Here is a 19,195-nt window from a genome sequence, read left to right as displayed (position 1 = left end):
GCGTGGCCGCCACGTCGGCGACGTCCTGGGCGTCGACGAACGGCTCGGGCGTGGCCCCCATCGGCAGGGCCAGCCGACCGTCGAGCAGTGGTTGGCGAAACAGGTCCTCGCTGAAGTTCTGACTGAAGTTGTTCGCCCGGATGATCGTCCACTCGATGCCGGACTTCCGCACTGCCTCTTCCGCGGCGAGCATGCCGGGGGAGAAGTTACCGATCCGGTCGATCCCGCGCCCGGAGAGCGCCACGATCCGGCCGACACCTGAGTCGACTGCCTGCGTCACGAAGTCGGTGGCCAGCGCCGGGTCCTCCGGAGCGAGCAGATAGACAGCAGAGGCACCTGCCACGGCCGGCCGCCAGGTGTCCCGCCGCGACCAGTCGAAGCGCACCTCACCGGAGCGAGAGGCGGCCCGGGCGTGGTGACCCGCCGCCCGCAGCGTCTGGACCAGCCGGCGACCGGTCTTGCCGGTGCCGGCCATCACGAGTGTCGAAGGTGCGTTCGTCGTCATGACCACGAGTCAACGCGCCCGGTCGTTTGCGGGACATGTCCTGTCGTACGCCGGGCATGTCCGATCGTCCGCGGTCCATCCTCCGCGACCTATCGTCGGAGACATGGACCCGTTCGACAATCTGCTGCGCGGTCTGCACGCCGACGGCGCGGCCTTCGGCCGGTCGGTGCTGACGCCGCCGTGGGCGCTGCGGTTCACCGACGGCGCCCCGCTGACGCTCTGTGTTCCGATGCGGGGCGAGGGCTGGATCTCCCATCCGGACAGCGACAAGCCTCGCCTGGTCCGGGTCGGCGAGGCGGCCATCGTGCGCGGGCCGGCGCCGTTCGTCTTCTCCGCCGAGCCCCGGTCGAGCTTCGAGCCCGGGGAACTGCGGGACGTCCGGCGCGGCCAGACCGGGGTCGTCGACCCGGTGGACGCGGATCACACCGACCGCCTCGTGCTGTTGGTCGGGGTGTACCACGTCCGGGGTCGGGTGCCTCAGCGGTTGCTGGGCGCGCTGCCGCCGGTGCTCGTCGTGCCGGAAGACCAGGACTGCGCCGCGCTGCGCGACTACCTGGACGCCCAACTCAACGCGGGTCGGCCCGGACGGCAGGTCGTGCTGGACCGTCTGCTGGACTGGTTGTTGGTGTGCACGGTCCGGGACTGGTTCGACCAGCCGGAGGCCGAGGCGCCCGGCTGGTACCGCGCGCTGAGCGACGACACTGTCGGTCCGGTGCTGCGCGCCATGCACGACGCGCCGGGCCGACCGTGGACCCTGGCCGACCTGGCCGCCCAGGCCGGGGTGTCCCGGTCCACACTGGCGAAACGGTTCACCGCATTGGTGGGTGAACCACCGCTCACCTACCTGACCGACTGGCGCATGGCGGTGGCCGCCGACCTGCTGTCCGAATCAACAGCGACGGTCGCCGCCGTGGCGCGTCGCCTCGGGTACGCGGACGCGTTCGGCTTCAGCGCGGCCTTCAAACGCGTGCACGGCCTGAGCCCGAGCGGGCATCGACGGCTCACCCGGGTCGACGTCACGGCGGCGTGACCGGCACTCATCGAGGGCCCAGAGCCGGTCGACGAGTGGTCGCAAAACCAACGAACTACGGTCATCTGCCGTCAACCCGTCGTCGGTAGCGTCCGGTCGCCAGTTTCTCGACCAGATCGCACAAAAGGCGGAGTTATGGGCACGGTGGATCGGCGCACGTTCCTCAAGGCGATGGGAGTCCCCGCGATCGGCGCGGCGCTCCCGCTGGACCTCAGCAAGGCGCTCGCCATCCCGGCGAACAACCGGACGGGCACGATCAAGGACGTCGAGCACATCATCATCCTGATGCAGGAGAACCGCTCCTTCGACCACTACTTCGGCACCATGCGCGGCGTACGCGGATTCGGTGACCCCCATCCGGCGACACTGCCGTCCGGCAAGGACGTGTGGCACCAGCCCAATGGGGCCGACGAGCTGCTGCCCTTCCGGCCCGAGGTGAAGGACCTCGGCCAGACCTTCCTGCCGGACCCGCCGCACGGCTGGAACGACGGGCACGCCGCCTGGAACGACGGCCGGTTCGACAGGTGGGTGCCGAACAAGGGCGTCACGGCGATGACCTACCACACCCGCCAGGACCTGCCGTACCACTACGCGCTCGCCGACGCCTTCACTGTCTGCGACAGCTACCACTGTTCGCTGATGGGGCCGACCGACCCGAACCGCTACCACATGTTCAGCGGCTGGGTCGGCAACGATGGCAAGGGTGGCGGTCCGGTCATCACCAACGCGGAGGCCGGCTACGACTGGTCCACCTACCCGGAGCGGCTGGAGCGCAACGGCATCTCCTGGAAGATCTACCAGGACGTCGGCACCGGCCTGAACGCCGGCGGCTCCTGGGGCTGGACGAACGACCCGTACATCGGCAACTACGGCGACAACTCGCTGCTCTACTTCCACCAGTACCAGAACGCGCAGCCCGGAACGCCGCTGGCAGACAAGGCCAAGACCGGCACCGAGATCAGGACGCAGGGCCGCGACCCGGAGGCGCTGCTGGCCGACTTCCGCGCCGACGTCGAGGCGGGACGCCTGCCCCAGGTTTCCTGGATCACCGCTCCCGAGGCGTACACCGAGCACCCGAACTGGGAGCCGGCGTACGGCTCCTGGTACATCTCGCAGGTCATCGACATCCTCGCGGCGAACCCCGAGGTGTGGAGCAAGATGGCGCTCTTCATCACGTACGACGAGGAGGGCGGCTTCTTCGACCACGTGGTCCCGCCGACCCCGCCGCAGTCGCGGGAGCACGGGCAGTCCACGGTGCCCACCACCAACGAGATCTTCCCCGGCGACGCCAACCACCCGGCCGGACCCTACGGGCTCGGCCTTCGCGTACCGATGATCATCGTGTCGCCGTGGACCCGCGGCGGCTACGTGAACTCCCAGGTCTTCGACCACACCTCGCTGATCAAGTTCCTGGAGGCGCGGTTCGGACACGGCCGGCCGGACCTGATCGAGCAGAACATCACCCCGTGGCGGCGTGCCGTCGTCGGCGACCTGACCACGGCCTTCGATTTCCGACACCCGAACCGCTCACGCGAGGTCAGACTGCCCGACACCGACGACTTCAAGCCCGACGAGCTGGTCCGGCACCCCGACGAGGTGCCGGTCCCGCCGGCGGACCAGCGGCTGCCGAAGCAGGAGCGCGGGGTGCGCCCGGCGCGGCCGATCCCGTACACCCTGCACGCCGACGGGCACCTCGCCGACGGCGCGTTCCGGATCGACTTCCGCAACTCGGGCGGGGTCGCCGCGGTCTTCCAGGTCCGCCAGGCAGGCAGCGCGGACGCCCCGCGCAGCTTCACCGTCGAGCCGGGCAAGCACCTGTCGGACACGTGGAAGGTCGAGTCCGGGTACGACCTGTCGGTGCACGGGCCGAACGGGTTCTTCCGCCGGTTCACGGGCGGCCGGTCGAACCTCGACGTCACCCCCTCGTACGACGAGCGGGACTTCAAGGTCGCCCTCACGCTCACCAACCGTGGGTCGAAGCGGGTCGAGGTAACCGTCCGGGACCTCTACAACTCCCGTCCGGTCAAGCTGTCGCTGCGGCCCGGCGAGACGGAGCGGGCGCAGTGGCCGCTCTCCCGTACCCACGGCTGGTACGACCTGACCGTCAGCGTCGCGGGTGACGCCGCCTTCGAGTACCGGTACGCGGGCCACGTCGAGAACGGCAAGGACAGCATCAGCGACCCGTCCCTCGGCGGGCTCGTCTGATCTGACGCACGCCGATGCCGTGCCGGGCGGCCGCCACGTGGCCGCCCGGCACCGGCGTGGGTTCAGTCGTCGCCGCCGCGCCCGGCGGTTGCCCACGTCCAACCAGCTTCGCAGGCCCAGGGGGAGTCGGCGTGCCGCGTCCTGGTGACGGCGGAGCAGCGCCCGGATTCTGGCCAGCAGTTCGGCGACTTCGGCAGGCTTGACCAGATAGTCCTCCGCGCCGGCAAGCGGCGGCCTGAGCGCCCGGCAAGGCGGGGGTCGCGGGCTCAGTCGGCCAGCAGCTCCCGCACCCGCGGGATCACCGCCGTGGCGTACAGCTCGATGCTGCTCATCAGGTGTTCGTGGGCCAGGGTGCCGGTGGCGTACTTGAGGTCGATGCGCTGCAGACCGAGCACCCGCACCGTCTCCGCGACCTTGCGGGCCACCGTCTCCGGCGAACCGACGTGCCAGGACCCCTCGGCGATGTCGGCTTCGAACCGGGCCCGGGTGGCCGGCGGCCAACCGCGCTCCCGGCCGATCCGGTTCAACATGTTGCGGGCGTGCGGCCAGAGCCGATCGGCCGCCTCCTTGTCGGTAGCGGCGACGAAGCCGGGCACGTGCGCGATGACCGGAAGGCGCTCGCGGCCGAACTGGTCGAGGGCACGGTGGTACAGCTCCACGTAGGGCGCGAAGCGGGCCGGGTCACCACCGATCACCGCCAGGGCCAGCGGGAAACCGAGCCGGGCGGCCCGGACCACCGACTGGGGGCTGCCGCCGACGCCGACCCAGGTGCGAATCCGCCCGGATTCCGTCTTCGGGTAGACCTCCTGCTGCTTCAGCGGTGCTCGTACGCTGCCCTCCCAGGTCACCGGGCCTTCGGCGAGCAGCCGGGCCATCAGCTCCAGCTTCTCCTCGAACAACTTCTCGTAGTCACCGAGGTCGTAGCCGAACAGCGGGAACGACTCGGTGAACGAGCCCCGGCCCAGGGTGATCTCGGCGCGGCCCTGGGAGACCGCGTCGAGGGTGGCGAAGCGCTCGAAGACCCGCACCGGATCGTCCGAGCTGAGGACGGTCACCGCGGTGCCGAGCCGGATCCGCTCGGTCCGACCGGCGATAGCGGCGAGCACGATCTCCGGGGCGGAGATCGCGAAGTCGTCGCGGTGGTGCTCACCGAGGCCGATGGCGTCCACGCCGAGCCGGTCCGCGAGGACCGCCTGCTCGACGACGTTGCGGATCACCTGCGCGTACGGCAACGGTCTGCCCTTCGCGTCGACTGTGACATCCCCGAAGCTGTCCAGCCCGAACTCCACCTCGGTGGCCACGTCGGTCCTCCTGATCACGATGCGTCCGCCGCATCCGTTCTTCAGCTGCTTCCGGCGCTTCAACGGCGATATCGCCGCCTCGAATTCCCCAACCCGGCAGTAATAAGCAGCACTCGACGCGACCGACTACCCCGAGTGCGCGAGGTACGCGAGCATCCCCCGGCGGCTTCCCGGCAGGCCGTACTCCTCGACCAGCATGCTGACGTTGCCGAACTCCTGCCCGTCGATCAGCCACGGCTGCGTCGAGCGGCCCAGCACCTCGGCGAGCCGCCGCTGCCGGGGAGTCAACGCCGCGACCGGTGTCCCCGCCGGCGCGGGGCCGTCCGGGAAGGCGAGGCGCAGCGCGGCACCCAGCACCGTCAACGACCGGTCACCGCTGACGACGGGCAGCCGGTCGAGCAACGCGTCGAAGGCCCGGTCGCTGTGCCGCGGGCCGAGCTGCCGCAGGGCCAGGCCCGCGTAGCCGCCGAGGTCGCCGTCGAGGAACGGCACCCACCCCTCGGGCAGGGGCGCCAGCACCTCGTGCCGACTCGGATCGGCCGCGTGGTCGGGGGCGGCGATGCCGTCGGGCGGGGCCGCCGCCCAGCTCAGCAGCTCCTCGACGGTCGCCGGGTCAGCCGCCGCGCCGAGGACGCGGGCCCGACCGATGGCGGCGCCCCACCGCACAACCGGACGCGGATCGGCCAACCAGCGGACGTCCGGCGCCGCGCCGAGCAGCCCCGACGCCACCAGCATCGTCGCCACCTCGCCGGACGTCACCTCGACGCCGGGCTTCCCGGCGGCGTCGATCGCGGCGGCCAGCGCGGGCACGCTGCCGGTGGCGTCCTCCGGAAACCAGGCCACTGTGTACGCCGCGCCCGTCCGCACACCCGGGTCGCTGTGGTGCAGCAGGGTGCGCAACAGCGGCACCCCGGCGCGCACCGCGTCGTAGACCGACAGTTCGATGTACGCCCACAGCCGACTCTGCTCCGCAGCGGTGAGGGACTCGACGTAGGTGTACTCGACGTACTCCTTCGCCGACTCGTCCGGGCCGGTCCACGGTGGCGGCTTCGCGGCGAGCAGCTCACGCCCGCCCTCGGCGGCCCGGCGGTGTTCGGCCACCGGGAAACCGTCGGGGAGGACACCCTCGTCGAAGCCGACCGCCAGGGCGCCCAGCAGCCCGAGCACCGCCGCCGGATCCGGGGTGGCCGCATCGGCGAGCAGCTCCAGCAGGAACGGCACCGCGTACGCGCTCGCCTCGAACCGGCCGCCCTGGTGGAAGACGTTGGTGTACAGCTCGCCCAGCGCCTCGTCCCGGACGGCCGGGTCGGGCGAAGCGAGGGCGCGCAGCTGGTCGGGCACGTCGTCGGCCGCCCCGTACGCGTGGCCGAGCCGCGCCCAGTCGATGTCGTCGAGTCCGTCGAGCACGCCCCATGCTCTCCCGACTCCTGACCGTCCGGTGCGGCGGGCCGGTCAGAACTCCTCGTACACCGCCGGGTCCTGGTCCGCGAGCCGCCCGTCCGGGCGGCCCAGCGCGGTGATGGCCGCGACCTCCGCGTCGGTGAGCGTGATCCCGAAGACGTCCAGGTTCTCGGCCTGCCGCTGCGGGGAGGCGGCCTTGGGCAGCGGGATCACCTGACGGGCCACGTGCCAGGCGAGGATGGCCTGCGCCGGGCTGACGCCGTGCGCCGCAGCGATCTCCCCGATCACCGGATGCTGTCGCAGGTCGTTGCCGTGGCCGAGCGGGCTCCACCCCTGCACCAGGATGCCGTGCTCCCGGTGGTAGTCGAGCGCCTCCTGCTGCGGGAAGTACGGGTGCACCTCGATCTGGTTGACCACCGGGGCGACACCGGTCTCGGCCACCAGCCGCTCGATGTGCTCGGGCAGGAAGTTGGACAGACCGATGTGCCGCACCAGCCCGCGCTCGCGGGCCTCGATCAGCGCTTGCCACGCCTGCACGTACCTGTCGACCTTCGGGTTCGGCCAGTGGATCAGGTACAGGTCGATCCGGTCGAGGCCGGTGCGGAACACACTCTCCTCGACGGTGGTCAGCGCCTCGTCGTAGCTGTGGTGCCGCCCCGGCAGCTTCGAGGTGACGATCAGCTCGTCCCGTACGTCGCCCGCCGACCGCACGGCCCGACCGACAGCGCCCTCGTTCTCGTAGTTGAACGCCGAGTCGAGCAACCGGTAACCCGCCCGGATCGCCTGACCGATCGCGTCGACACCCGCCGAGCCGTTCAGTTGGTAGGTGCCGAGCCCGATCGCCGGCAACGTGGTGCCGTCGGCGGCCGTCAGATGCGGAATCGTCATGATCGGAACCCTACCCGCGCGAGCCGTCCCACAGGCGTGTCCTGCGCTCGGACGGCCCCTCAGGCGGACCCGGCATCAGCGGGGGCGTCCCGGATGGCGAGTGCCGCCTGGACGAGCGCGGCGTGGGTCAGCGTCTGCGGGTAGTTGCCGAGGTGGGCACCCGTCGCCGGGTCCACCTCCTCGGCGTAGAGGCCGAGCGGGCTGGCGTAATCAACCATGGCCCGGAACATGTCGACGGCCTCGCGGCGACGCCCGGTGCGGGCAAGGCCCTGAACGAGCCAGAACGAGCACGGCAGGAACGCGCCCTCGGTGCCGGGCAGGCCGTCACGTCCGGGCGGGTAGCGGTAGAGCAGTGGGCCGCCGGCGGACAACCTGTCCCGCACGGCGTCGACGGTGCCCCGCACCCGCTGTGACTCGGCCCGGTCCATGTCCAGCAACGGCAGGACGAGCACTGCCGCGTCGAGATCGGCGGAGCCGTACCCCCGGACGTAGCTGTCCGCCCTCGTGTCGAAGCCGCGCGTCCGGACCTCGGCGGCGATGGCATCGCGGGCGTTCCGCCAGCGTCGGCGCTGACGCTCCCGCAGGGGGTGCGTGTCGGCGATGGCCAGGGCGCGGTCCAGCGCGAGCCAGCCCATGAGCTTGGAATGGACGTGCTGGCCGGGCTCCCGCACCTCCCAGATGCCGGCATCGGGTTCCTGCCAACACTCGGCGACCACGTCGGCGAAGCCGCGCACCGCCCGCCACGTCTCGGCGTCGAGGCGATGCCCGGCCGAAGCGAACGCCCAGGCGGCGTCGATCACCCAGCCGTAGCCGTCGAGCTGGTGTTGACCCGCCGCACCATTGCCGATCCGCACCGGACGACTGTCCAGGTAACCGGGCCAACCAGGCAGTTCTCGTTCCGCTGGCACGTGCCGGCCGTGCACGGTGAGCAGCGCCGGCAGGCGTGGCCGTTGCAACCGGCTGGCGTGCAGCAGCCAGGCGAGGAAACCGCGGGCCTCGTCGGCCTTACCCAAGCTGAGGAAGGCGCTGACGCCGATGCTGGCGTCCCGGGGCCAGACATAGCGGTAGTCCCAGTTGCGTCCGCCACCGGGATCCTCGGGCAACGACGTGGTCGGTGCGGCCACCGGCGCTCCGGACGGCGAGTAGGTCAGCAGCCGCATGGTGAGCAGGCTTCGGGCGACGTGTTCCCGGAACGGCAGCCGCTCGTCGATCTCCGCGGTCCAGGCCCGCCACCGGGCCTCGTCCTCGACGAGCAGGTCCCAGGCGGCCTCCGGCTCGACGTGGATCAGCGGTTCGCGGTGGGCCACGGCCAGGACGAGGGTGACCGGACGGCCCGGCCGGACCGTGACCGAGGTGGGCCGACCCGGTTCAATTCTGAACGGGGGCGTGCTGTCGAGCGCGACAGCGAGCGCCCCCCACTCACACACGAGGCCCTGGCGCCGGTGGTGGCTACGCGGCCGGCGGTGCCGTACGCCGAGGCGCGGATCGAAATCCACCACCGCGTCGACCGGTGCCTGCTCGGCCGACAACCGTCGCACGATCAGTGTCGTCGGCAGCAGCCGACCGCTGACCTCGGCCACCATCGCCTCGGTGAGGCGCAGCCGGCCGTCGCCCACCGCCCAGGTGGTCTCCACTGTGGCGGTGTGCTGCTTGTACCGTCGCTCGACGACGGTGGCCGCTCCGGCCGGGCCGACCCGGAACGTGCCGGCTTCCGGGCCTCCGACCAGCCGACCGAACAGCGGATCGCCGTCGAAACGTGGTACGCACAGCCAGTCCATCGCGCCGTCACTGGACACCAGGGCGGCGGTGCGCGTGTCGCCGATCAGCCCGTAGTCGCTGATCGGTGGCCCGTCGGTCATGCAGATCGCTCCGTGCCGGGCCGCCTGGACGAGCGGTGGGTCACGCGGGTCACCTGGCCTGCAGGAGCAACCCGAGGAAGGCCCCGTAGACGACGTGGACGACGACCGTGACCAGCGGGGTCTGGATGCCGTAGTTGACGGCGAACAACCCGGGCGGCTCCAACACCGCAGTGCTGGCCGGCCCCGCCCGCTGCGACGCCATCCGCGGGTGGACACCAGGAAGCAGCGGCAGAATCACCGTCAGCGCGATCCCGACGTGCACGACCCCCAACACCGCCCCGAGCCACCAGGTGGAACGATGCAACAGCGCGAACGCGGCCGCGTAACCGAGCGCGAAACCCTGACCAATGCAGAGATGCAGGAAGAACCCGACGACCCGCGCCCGGTCCGGATCCCCGGTGACGAAAGCCCCGAGCACCAGGGGAAGGTCGAGCCGGGTGAGACCGGCCAGTTGAGCAGTGATCATCGCCGCGGTGAGCGCCGCGGTGGCGACCAACCCGAACAACGCCCATCCGGCCCAGTCCATCTCAGCGGTTGTCGACGCCGAGGGCGTTGTCGTTCATCGGTGCACCCTTCGGCTGAACAACGTGAAACCCACGGCCGTGGGCCGCCCACCCGGCGCCCGACTTCTCACCATAGGTCACTGGACCGGTCGGGTTGACCTCCTCGCTCAGACATCCCTTGACCAGTTGACCCCGTGTGGCGAGTGCCCCTTCGCACCTGTCGTGCCGCCGAGCCCACCGGTCGTCAGCCGAGGTCGTCTCCGATGGCCGTTTCGTAGACAGTCTCGACCGGTCGGATCACCTTGACCATCGACGCGAGGTATTCCCGCGTCTCCGGGTCCGTGGAGTAGACGATCGTGCCCCGCATCCCGCGGGTCAGCAGAACCTTGTAGGTGTTGCGAATCAGCAAGTCGGCTTCGGTGTCGCTGACCAATTTGCGACTGCGAAACGCCGGGTCCTTCGACTCCTCGCGTCGAGTCACCAGCCGGCCATCCCGCGCCACCAGATCCGGTCCGATGATGACGCCCGACCAGGTGTACTCGAAACCCTGCGCGGTGTAGACGCAGCCCACCTGGCCAAAGCCGTCCGGGTCAGTGGCCCAGAACGCGCTACCTGGCGCCTCGCCGACGCTGCGGTCGCTCTTGACGTTCCAGGGCCTCGACCAGCCGCCGATCTGTACGTCCGGCACCAGGCTGTCGTCCGCTCGCGGGTCGCTCCATGGCCAGCAGTAGCCGGCGGACATGCGCGCCGTGAGACCGGCTGCCTGCCTGCCGGCGAGGAAGGTCTCCAACTCCTGCGGCGACTCGGCGAGGCGCAGGTCGACCCTCCCGTCGCCGGTCCAGACCGACGGCTCGCCGCCGTCGAGCCCGAGCAGATCAACGACCCACTGCTCGTACGCCTCGCTGCCGCCGCAGCGGAACTGAGTGTGTAGAGACACCACCTCGACGTCAAGGTTGAGCTGCTTCGCGTACGACGAGATGACCTCCACGTTGCCCAACTCACCCGGCTTGACTACCTGGTGCTCATCGAGCAGGAAGACCGGCACCCGAGCAGCGGCGATAAGCTCGTCGATCTGCGACCGAGCCTTCTCCCGCTTGACTTTCGGCGTGAACCGGTTGACGGAGGTTTCCCGGATGCGGTGCGCCTCGTCGCAGATCAAGACGTCCAGACCGTTGCGCTCGGCGGACATGAAGCTGTTGAAGTAGCTGAACAGGTTCTTGATCCGGGTCGAGCCTTTGCCTGCGTACCGGCGCAACGTCTGGGTGAACGACCGCGAGCCGGTCGCGTGCATGACGGACCGGTTCTGGCGTGCCAACTCACCGAGCACCGACAACGCGATCACGCTCTTGCCGCTCCCCGGTCCGCCCGATACGACAACGACCGATTTCCGATCCGCCGATCGGGCGCGCTCCACGGCGTGCAGCACCAACTCGTAAGCCACACGCTGCTGATCCAGCAGCGTGAAGTGCGACCGGCTTTGCAGTTCCTGTGCGGCGTACCTGAGCAGATGACGACTGGGGCGAACGGAACTGGTGAGGAACCGGTCTGCGGCCCCGGTACCTGATGTCGGGGCGAGATGGGTGCGCAGGTAATCGATGAACTGGCCGCGCCGCTGCTTGGTGAAGATGCGGCTCTGCTCGGTTGATCCGCGATCGAACAGGTCACTGATGTCTCGGTCGACCGCGTTGTGTAGGTATGCCACCCCACGGATCCGGTTCCGCTCCGTGGTGAGGACGCCGAGAAAGTCCGTCAGGTACTGGCAGTACAGCTCGACTTGGACGCCAGGGTGGAGCCGTGGGCCACGTGCGTGTTCCACCGCCACGAGGTCGCCGGAGCCCTCGTAGGACTCGGCGTAGGACCACTGCTTCAACTCCACGACAACGTAGGAGTCGTCGGCGGTCCTCGGGTCCACACCGGCGAGAACCACGTCGACCCGCTTGCTGGTCAGCGGCAACTGGTACTCGACGAGCATCTCGACCTGGCTCAGGCCGGCATCGGCGAGATCCTGGCCTAGCACCTCAAGGCTGCGCGACCAGGCACGGCGTTCCGCCGGACTCACGTTTCGGCCGATCTGCTCCGCGATCCGGTCCGCGAGAGTTCCGTTAGCGACCAGGCGCAGCAGACCATCGGCGGACGTACGAAACGCTGACAACTCTTGCCCCCGGGCAGCACGAAGTGATCGTGCGCATGGGGGGCGTATCCGACACTCGCCGGAAGCCCGTCGTGACGCGCTCCTACGTGGTGGACTGTAACGAATAGATCAACTCGGCGCCATGCCGACGCTGCCTGCGGCTACCGCTTCGAGGCTGAACCGCGAGCCAGGTCAACGGGGTAGCGACGAGCCGAATCCTGAAGCTTGGTCAGAGCCGCCTCCACTAGATCGACGTCGAGTACATCGGCGAGCCGGGTCAGGTAGATCATGACGTCGCCGATCTCGGCTCTCACCCGTTTGCCGGCGTCCGGGTCAGACATGACCGCCGCAGACTGCTCGGGCGTGAGCCACTGGAACTCGGCAATCAGCTCACCAACTTCACCAGCGAGTGCCATGGCCAAGTTCTTGGGCGTGTGGAACTGTTGCCAGTCCCGTTCTTCCGCGAATTGCCGTACGCGGCTCGTCAGGTCGTCCATGGCCTGAGCATGGCAGGCCTGCGAGCCAGCGGCGGCAGCCCCATTGCTGTCCCTCCGCTACTGGCGATGCCGGCGGACCGACTGCGAGTGGACGCGGTCGTCGGCAACTCCGGTGACCAATTCAGAGGTGAGATGGTCAGCGGCGGGCCCGCCGTCGGATTCCTCAAGAATCTCGGACTGTCTATTCCGTGCGAATGTGACAGGTCGATGCGAGAGCCCGAGTTGCTGAAGGAATTATGTACGGAACCGATTGCTAGGTGCCGTCGTCGGTCACAACGAAATGATGACCGGCTGGATCTGGACGTTCTTTTTCAGCTGCTGCGGCGAGGGGATTGGCGTGCTGATGCTGACGGACGTGTTGTAGCCGTAGATGACGACCCCGTCGAGGTGGTTCGCGCCCGGCCAGTTCGACTCCAGGCGGACCGCCATCTGGGTGGGGAAGTTGGTCACCTCCTCGGCGCACGACCGGATCAGGACGACGCTCGGGGTGGCGGTCAGGTGGGTGGCCAGCATTCGGGCCAGCTTCTCGTACGTCCAGCCCCAGTCCTTGGCACCGGCTTCGGCGTCGCCGATTTCCTCGTCGTTGCCGTGCGCGCGGATGCACAGCGGCTCGCCCGCCTGCACCCCGGCCAGGTAGGTGGCCAGTTGCCGGTCCGCCTCGGCCTGCGTGAGCCCGGCGTCGATGGGTAGGAGGGCACCCCACGCGTCCGCGCCCGATTCGGGAGCCTCAGACTGACCGCGTGTCTTCGGATCCTGCGTCGCCACGATGAACATGACATTCTCCTTTAGGAATGGTCGCCTGTTTCAGCGAAACCGCCGAAGGCAGATTAGCGTGGTGGTCGAAGAAGTGCCCTGTCAGCTATCCGGCTCGCATTTAACTCTGTCGGTGGTCGGACAAAATGCTGGCGGCTTCGACGGAGTGACACGTGATTACTGTCCATCACGGATGCGCAATTCCCGCGCGTGCAACAGACGTACGATGGCAGCCGGCGTTGGGGGAGCTACCCGGGGTGTGAGGGTGCGTTATCAGATCCACGTCGAGCAGGAGTTGCCCGCAGGGGCGCTCTGCCGATTTCTGGACGAGAGCTACGGCATCTCGCCGGACGCCGTCTACGTGGGACGCGTCGAGGATCGAGCAGTCGATGACCCTCGGCCGGTCGCCATGCTCAGCCCTCCACTGCACGACGAGGAGTTCGGCTGGATCCTGACCGGTGACACCGACCTAGCCGACGCCACCGGTCAGGGTGAACGAGAGTTGGCGATTACCTTGGCCCGCGCCTTTGGGGTGCGGGCGCTGGTTGACGACGGCAGCATCTACCCCAGCCGGTGGCTGCTGGTCAGCACCGACGGCAGCAGTGGCCGAGTCATCATCGACGAGGACGCGGCGGCCAACGGGCACCTGCGGGTGGTGCACGCTCTCGAACCGATCAATGCGGAGCCGCACCTCGCCGTCACACCGCCGCCGAAGTGGGCAGGTGACTGGTGACCGACTGGTTAAGGCGGCGCCCGCACACCGTCGGCGACGCCCGACCTTCAGCTGGCGCGGCCCTCATGTTTGGCCGCCGCGATGAAGTCCGTCCAGGCCTGGGCGGTGAAGGTGAGTACCGGTCCCGTGGAATCCTTCGAGTCGCGCACGGCGACAACGCCGGGGAGGTTTGTGGCGACCTCGACGCAGTCACCGCCGTTGTCGCCGCTGCGGGTGCTTGTGCGCCAGACGGCGCCACTCAGGTCAGTCATGCCGCATCTCCCCAGCGATCCGCTTGATCATGTCAGTCGATTCTGCCTCGCCGAGGGCCAGCGCATCCAGGCCTCGCCAGACGCGCTGGTAGGCGGCCAGCTCGTCGGGCTTGTCGAGGTACAGAGCGCCGGTCAATGACTCGCTGTAGACCACGGAGGGCTCCGGCGCGGTACGACCGCCCTTGGTGGCCGGGAAATCGAGGATCACAAAGGATCCCGCGACCGCCCCGGGCTGCGGGCCTGCTGCCAGGGGCAGCACTCTGACGCTGACGTTCGGTAGCTCGGACAGCTTGGTGAGGTGAGCGAGCTGCTCGGTCATGACGGTTGGGCTGCCAACGCCACGCCGAAGCACCGCCTCGGACAACACGGATTCAACCCTGGGAGCTGCCGGCAGCCGCCGAGAGAGCAGTGCCTGCCGTTGAAGCCGGACCTGGACCGCGCGCTCGCGTTCCTCCTCGTTCAGCATCCCGCCAAGGCGATAAAGCGCGCGGGCGTACTCCTTGGTCTGAAGGATCCCAGGGATGAGCGACTCGTCATAACGGCGGAGGTGGGCGGCGGCGGATTCCAGGCCGACGTACAGCTCGAACCAGTTCGGCACCGCATCGCCGTACGCGTGCCACCAGCCCTTTGACTTCGTCTCCGTGGCCAGGCCGCGCATCGCCTCGGTCATCTCGGGCGACACCCCGTACAGCTCGCACATCGCCTTGACGTCGAGCACCCGGACGGAGCCCTGGCCGCATTCGAGGCGCCAGATCTTCTGCCGGCTGTATTCGAGGGCTTCGGCCGCGGCGTCGAGCGTCACCCCGGCCTCGTTGCGGAACTGCCGCAGCAGCCGGCCGAGTTGCCGACGCGGCACTGTCGATCCGATGTCTTCGGGCATCCGCACACTCCCTGGTTCCGCCACGCAACACTGCGTGACCTGCTCCTGCAACTCCTACGGGTTTCAGCAAAGAAAGTCAATGCACAACGGCGAAATTGCGGTGTGGAACGTTGCGCTTCTACTGCGGACTGTCGCAGGCTGATCACAGCACGGCGGCCGGCCGGTCCCCCCGAACGGCCGCCGTGCATCCCCGAAGATCCCTGCGCGGCGGGAAGGCAGGCAGACATGAACGCCAGCAACCAGCGACCAGAGCCGCCACGCGGCGGCGCGACCTACCGCTCCGCCGCGTACACCGGTCTGCTGCCGTGGCAGGTGCGTGAGCGCCGTTTCCCGCCGGCCAGGCTCGGGCGTCGCGGTCTGAACCCCGACGACGTGTACGCCTTCCTCGACCGGGTCGCCGTCGACATGGCCGCCGTCTACGCCGCACTCGCGGAGAGCCGCCGCGAGACCGCCCGGATCAAGGCCGGCCTGCGCCGCTGGCAGACCGATCAGGCCCGGGCCCGCAACGAGCGGGACCAGGCCCGATGAGCCAGCGGTACGTCATCCACCTGCCTGTCGTTGCCAACGACCTGCCGGCCGCGCAACGCCTGGCTAGGGTCATCGGCCGCTGGATGCTGGTGCTGCCGATGACCGACCCGGGGGAGACCACCGTCTCTGAGGAGGACCAGCAGTTCCTCCGCCACCGGGTCTTCTGCGACCTGCTCATGCCTGGTGGCCGGCGTTGCCTCCTGCGCGACGGCCACGACGGCGACTGCTCCCGCCGCCTACGCCGCTGACCAGGCGTCTCCAGTCCAGTTGGACCTGATCGACGTGCCAAACTGCGCTGGTCGACATCGCCGTGTCCTGATCGACGAGGACGCGGCGGCCGACGGGGACCAGGCGTCAGTCCAGCCCGGGCCGCCTGTTGCGAATCCAACGTTGGAACGTGCAGGTGACGGCGAGCGGGTGTCGCATCGCCCGATGGTGGTGTTCTCGGACGGCAGGTCATCAAGCAGCTTCGGACGTCCGTAAGTGCTCTCCCGGTCACCGGCATGAATCCCGCCCGCGCAACAGCACCAGTACGACCGACGACACGAGCATCGCACCGGACCCGAGTAGCACGGCGAAGTACAACACTGGACCACCGAACCCCTGGTTGGGGCCCCTCATCAGCATCGCAGCAAAGGTGCCGGCCGCCGATACCAGCATTGTCCGGAGGAACCATCGAGGTTGCCGTCGTAGGTCCTGCCACATCCGTTTGAAGATCACGCCGCCCCGCTCATCGAAAGCCGCTATGGCACATCCGCCGTCATGAGTGCAGGCCTCCCTGCCTGATTGATGGGCCCGGTCGCCGTCCAATCTAAGTTCTCTTCGCGGCTGCCGTCGTCCGGAGCTTGGCCGTCACCGCACCCGGAATCGCCCACCTACACGGCATGCCCTGGCCGGCTGACCCGGAAACGGATCGTGGTCGACGCCTGCGTCCAGTGCGAGACATCGCCAAGGTCCTGGTCCTGTGCGGCGTCAGTGGTAGCCGAGGACCATCCGTCAGCACATGCGCCTCCGACAAGGTGTTGGCCGCTCCCCAGGACGTCGATCTCCGCGCCCATGACGTCGATGAGGGCATGGTCGTGGCGTAAATAGTCTGCGAACTGCAAGGCGTCGGGGAGCGGCTCCGCGTCGACGTGTGAGTGGATGCTCTCCACGTACACCTCGGTCTGTTTGGGTCCTAGTTCTCGAAAGAACGCCACGGTCTTCATCGATACCCTGCTCCTTGCGGCACGAAGACCTCCCAGGAGCCGCTACTCTCGACGACCGGAGGATGCGGTTCTGCCGCGCACCTGCCCGTCGTTGCCAACGCGCTGCCTCCTGCGCGACGGCCACTGCTCCCGCCGCCTACGCCGCTGACGTTTCGCGCGGTCTACTAGGGTTGCGCAACCCTTGGAGACCGGCGTCATTCGCTCAGCTTGCGAACAGCATTCTCGTCGGAAACTCACCGCTCGATCGCCAGGCCTTGACGATCTTTGACGCGATCGCACCCGCAGCTGAGTTGAAGTCGCCATCTTCGACACGGGCGTCGAGGGTATGCGGATCGATCGTGAGGATTCGATCAAACCTGTCATCCAACCCGAACTCGTACCGAACCTCGCCTGCGGCCGCCTCCACGCGCCGCGCGGTCACCATCATCCCCACGTTCTAGCCTCCAATCCCCAAGTAGTCTTCGTAGGTCGGCCCGGGTATGAACGTCTCCCAATTGGACACCTGGTTGGCGGCAAGATGTGCTTCCCGGTATGCCGCCTGCGGGTGTGTCCGGTAGTACTGCAGTTCTGCCAACTCGTGCTCCAAGAGTGCGTAATCCTCGGGCAGTGGGCGACCTCGCCGTAAACGCAGCCACGCCTCAGCCATGGGCGGGCTCGGATCGTATCGTTGGTGGATGACTCCGCCCGCATAGTCATCCATTGGGTGGGCGTCGAAGAAGACGTGCCGGCGGATCTGCTCAATCTCCTCCTGAGAGAAACCTCGGGAACCGTCCAGGCGGGGCGCGTCTCCGACGTGGCCAGCTATGACGTCGGCGTCGGCCTGCTGACGGATCGCCTCGTACGCCTCCTCCGCCCAACGGTCCTGCTCGGCGTAGTCCGCAAGGTCACGAGGTCGAGTGGTGTGGCCTCCATGAACGCCGCGAGCCCCATCTGCTGCGTTCCCTGGATGCCCGCGCGGAGTGTCACCAAGTCGGCCCAGGAGTTGCTTGAGCTTCTCGATGAGGTCGGCGAGTCGGCGTACCTCCGGGATCAGCCGCCGCAAACTCGCCAGCAACCCGCGCAACAGCCGCGCGATCCGTGCACCCCACGACGCGACCAACGTCGTCACCTGCTCCACGACCAGGGGTGCGGCCAGGCCGCCGGTGATGAGGAGTTCGCCCGCGTACACGATGATGCGGGACACGCAGGTGGCGATGGCGTCGCGGACGAGGAGCCGGACGGCGGCGACCAGGCCGGCGGCGCCTTCGGTGATCGCGACCAGGGTGTCGGCGCCCTGGGCGAGACCGGTGATGGCCTGGTGTTGTTCGGCGGCCCAGGCCCGGTAGGCGGGGCCGGCGCTGCCGCCCCAGCCGGCGACGTCGTTGCGCACCGCGCGGGCCAGTTCGGCGGCGTCGTCGCGCAGTGACCCGGCGACGGTACGCCAGGTCTGGGCGTGTGCGGTGATCTGCGCGGGGTCGCCGGCGAGCCAGTCCAGCGCCTCGCTGAGCGGCTTGACGTGTTCGATGAGCCAGGCGATCCCGTACTGAAGCAGCGCGCCGACCGGGTCGGAGACGAGGGCGAGGGCGTCCAGCCCGGCGCTCACGACGCCGAGGCTGCCGTCGATCCAGCTGCCGTTGCGGATGCCCTGCGCGATGAGGTCGATGTCCTCGCAGATCCACACGCCCGCCCAGGCGCTGGGCGGGGTGTCCGCAGCGGTGGCGACGAGCGGGTTCGACGTCACCGGTGCTGCCGCACCCCGTCGAGCGGGTGCTGCCGCACCTCATCGGGCCGGTGTTGCCGCACGCTGTCGAGCAGGTGTTGGGCATGGGCGTCGGAGCTGCGGTAGCGGTCCGCGCCGACCCGTAGCCTGCCGGCGGTGTCGCGGACCGACGTGGCGGCGGCGCCGATGCCGTCGACCATTGCCTGCTGGAGACCGTCGAGCAGCACCGGCATCATCGCGCAGAGCTGCCCGTAGGCGTCAGCGCCCAACCGGACGTGCTGGCCTGCCTGGTGGGCGGTGTCGAGACTGCCGGCGCAGCGGTCGAGGCGCGCGGCGTGGGCGGTCAGGTCGTCCGGGTCGACCTGGATGCCGTCACCGGCGGGCATCGTTCGACCTCTGGTCGGGGAGAAGCCGGCTGCGGTACGAGTCGATGATGGCCTGGGCGCTCGCGTCGTCGCCGAGCGTCTCCCCGACTGTGGCGCTGACCTGTCGGAGCAGGTCCGCGCGGGCGGCAGCGGTGGTTTCCAGGATCTGCCGGGCGGTGCGGGTCGCGGGTTGTTGCCGGATGCCCTCGTCGAGCGTGAGGTCGATCAGCAGGCCGGTCGAGTCGACGGTGACCTCGACCGTCCGGTCGGCGTTGCGGGCGGTGCCGGTCAGGTCCCGCATCGTCGTCGACAGCGCCCTGGCGCGTTCCGCCCGTTCGGCGAGCGATGATTCCCACTCGTCGAGCCGGCGTGCCGCCGCGTCGAGCGCGGCGTCGTCCGCCCACATGTCGACCCTCCCCAGGGGAGCGCCGCCGACGGCAACCGGCGACCCCACGACA

Annotated in this window: 21 protein-coding genes; 5 read left to right on the top strand and 16 right to left on the bottom strand. The window is 69.1% G+C overall.

Annotated elements, in window-relative coordinates; all coding sequences use genetic code 11:
- The coding region (locus KBX53_RS02755; protein ID WP_210857698.1) for an SDR family oxidoreductase at positions 1-505 on the bottom strand (505 nt) is incomplete at its 3' end.
- Positions 506-608: 103 nt separating this feature from the next.
- On the opposite strand from KBX53_RS02755, the gene KBX53_RS02750 reads away from it, so the two are divergent.
- Both KBX53_RS02750 and KBX53_RS02745 read left to right on the top strand, forming a co-directional pair.
- Positions 609-1,535: an AraC family transcriptional regulator gene (locus tag KBX53_RS02750; RefSeq protein ID WP_030337139.1), complete on the top strand. Its 927-nt coding sequence runs from the start codon at positions 609-611 to the stop codon at positions 1,533-1,535.
- Positions 1,536-1,670: 135 nt separating this feature from the next.
- Positions 1,671-3,740: a phosphocholine-specific phospholipase C gene (locus KBX53_RS02745; RefSeq protein WP_210857697.1), complete on the top strand. Its 2,070-nt coding sequence runs from the start codon at positions 1,671-1,673 to the stop codon at positions 3,738-3,740.
- Positions 3,741-4,006: 266 nt separating this feature from the next.
- Here KBX53_RS02745 and KBX53_RS02740 read toward each other — a convergent pair whose 3' ends face one another.
- The 8 genes from KBX53_RS02740 to KBX53_RS02705 form a co-directional block, all read right to left on the bottom strand.
- Positions 4,007-5,041: an LLM class flavin-dependent oxidoreductase gene (locus tag KBX53_RS02740; protein ID WP_210857696.1), complete on the bottom strand. Its 1,035-nt coding sequence runs from the start codon at positions 5,039-5,041 to the stop codon at positions 4,007-4,009.
- Positions 5,042-5,167: 126 nt separating this feature from the next.
- Positions 5,168-6,448, bottom strand: a complete 1,281-nt coding sequence (locus KBX53_RS02735; RefSeq protein ID WP_210857695.1) for a hypothetical protein — start codon at positions 6,446-6,448, stop codon at positions 5,168-5,170.
- Between the two features lie 45 nt (positions 6,449-6,493).
- Entirely contained in the window at positions 6,494-7,330 is an 837-nt protein-coding gene (locus KBX53_RS02730) for an aldo/keto reductase (protein ID WP_030337131.1), read from the bottom strand.
- Between the two features lie 59 nt (positions 7,331-7,389).
- Positions 7,390-9,189 (bottom strand): glycoside hydrolase family 15 protein, encoded by a 1,800-nt coding sequence (locus KBX53_RS02725; RefSeq protein ID WP_030337129.1) that lies wholly within the window; start codon positions 9,187-9,189, stop codon positions 7,390-7,392.
- Between the two features lie 49 nt (positions 9,190-9,238).
- A complete protein-coding gene (locus KBX53_RS02720; RefSeq protein WP_030337128.1) occupies positions 9,239-9,715 on the bottom strand; it encodes a hypothetical protein in 477 nt (158 codons plus the stop codon).
- 221 nt (positions 9,716-9,936) lie between these two features.
- The gene (locus KBX53_RS02715) at positions 9,937-11,709 is read right to left on the bottom strand and encodes a DUF2075 domain-containing protein (protein WP_309140700.1); all 1,773 of its coding nucleotides are present in this window, start codon (positions 11,707-11,709) and stop codon (positions 9,937-9,939) included.
- A gap of 275 nt (positions 11,710-11,984) precedes the next feature.
- The gene (locus KBX53_RS02710) at positions 11,985-12,320 is read right to left on the bottom strand and encodes a nucleotide pyrophosphohydrolase (protein WP_030337126.1); all 336 of its coding nucleotides are present in this window, start codon (positions 12,318-12,320) and stop codon (positions 11,985-11,987) included.
- A 270-nt stretch (positions 12,321-12,590) separates the two neighbouring features.
- Positions 12,591-13,094: a hypothetical protein gene (locus tag KBX53_RS02705; RefSeq protein ID WP_210857694.1), complete on the bottom strand. Its 504-nt coding sequence runs from the start codon at positions 13,092-13,094 to the stop codon at positions 12,591-12,593.
- 244 nt (positions 13,095-13,338) lie between these two features.
- Here KBX53_RS02705 and KBX53_RS02700 point away from each other — a divergent pair, with 244 nt between their 5' ends.
- Positions 13,339-13,806: a hypothetical protein gene (locus tag KBX53_RS02700; protein WP_210857693.1), complete on the top strand. Its 468-nt coding sequence runs from the start codon at positions 13,339-13,341 to the stop codon at positions 13,804-13,806.
- Positions 13,807-13,853: 47 nt separating this feature from the next.
- On the opposite strand, the gene KBX53_RS02695 is transcribed toward KBX53_RS02700, so the two are convergent.
- Positions 13,854-14,057, bottom strand: coding sequence for a DUF397 domain-containing protein (locus tag KBX53_RS02695; RefSeq protein WP_210857692.1), 204 nt, complete (start codon positions 14,055-14,057; stop codon positions 13,854-13,856).
- Positions 14,050-14,937: a helix-turn-helix transcriptional regulator gene (locus KBX53_RS02690; protein WP_210857691.1), complete on the bottom strand. Its 888-nt coding sequence runs from the start codon at positions 14,935-14,937 to the stop codon at positions 14,050-14,052. The genes KBX53_RS02695 and KBX53_RS02690 overlap by 8 nt, the downstream gene beginning before the upstream one ends.
- A gap of 225 nt (positions 14,938-15,162) precedes the next feature.
- Here KBX53_RS02690 and KBX53_RS02685 point away from each other — a divergent pair, with 225 nt between their 5' ends.
- Positions 15,163-15,465 carry a DivIVA domain-containing protein gene (locus tag KBX53_RS02685; RefSeq protein WP_210857690.1) on the top strand — a complete coding sequence of 101 codons (303 nt, stop codon included), beginning with the start codon at positions 15,163-15,165 and terminating at the stop codon, positions 15,463-15,465.
- Positions 15,462-15,713 (top strand): hypothetical protein, encoded by a 252-nt coding sequence (locus tag KBX53_RS02680; protein WP_210857689.1) that lies wholly within the window; start codon positions 15,462-15,464, stop codon positions 15,711-15,713. Before KBX53_RS02685 ends, KBX53_RS02680 begins: the two co-directional genes overlap by 4 nt.
- A gap of 627 nt (positions 15,714-16,340) precedes the next feature.
- On the opposite strand, the gene KBX53_RS02675 is transcribed toward KBX53_RS02680, so the two are convergent.
- From KBX53_RS02675 to KBX53_RS02655, 5 genes are all read right to left on the bottom strand, one after another.
- Positions 16,341-16,673 (bottom strand): hypothetical protein, encoded by a 333-nt coding sequence (locus KBX53_RS02675; protein WP_210857688.1) that lies wholly within the window; start codon positions 16,671-16,673, stop codon positions 16,341-16,343.
- A 202-nt stretch (positions 16,674-16,875) separates the two neighbouring features.
- The gene (locus KBX53_RS02670) at positions 16,876-17,100 is read right to left on the bottom strand and encodes a hypothetical protein (RefSeq protein WP_247675012.1); all 225 of its coding nucleotides are present in this window, start codon (positions 17,098-17,100) and stop codon (positions 16,876-16,878) included.
- A gap of 9 nt (positions 17,101-17,109) precedes the next feature.
- Positions 17,110-18,393, bottom strand: a complete 1,284-nt coding sequence (locus KBX53_RS02665; protein WP_210857686.1) for a WXG100 family type VII secretion target — start codon at positions 18,391-18,393, stop codon at positions 17,110-17,112.
- On the bottom strand, positions 18,390-18,758 hold the full coding sequence (locus KBX53_RS02660; RefSeq protein WP_210857685.1) for a type VII secretion target: 369 nt from the start codon (positions 18,756-18,758) through the stop codon (positions 18,390-18,392). The genes KBX53_RS02665 and KBX53_RS02660 overlap by 4 nt, the downstream gene beginning before the upstream one ends.
- Positions 18,745-19,195: hypothetical protein (locus KBX53_RS02655; protein WP_247675011.1), on the bottom strand; the 451-nt coding region annotated here is incomplete at its 5' end. The genes KBX53_RS02655 and KBX53_RS02660, both read right to left, overlap by 14 nt.

Source organism: Micromonospora sp. M51 (assembly GCF_018070305.1).
GTDB classification, from domain to species: Bacteria; Actinomycetota; Actinomycetes; order Mycobacteriales; family Micromonosporaceae; genus Micromonospora; species Micromonospora parva.
Note: the sequence above shows the minus strand (reverse complement) of the source record. Positions and strands in the feature narration are given on the sequence as shown.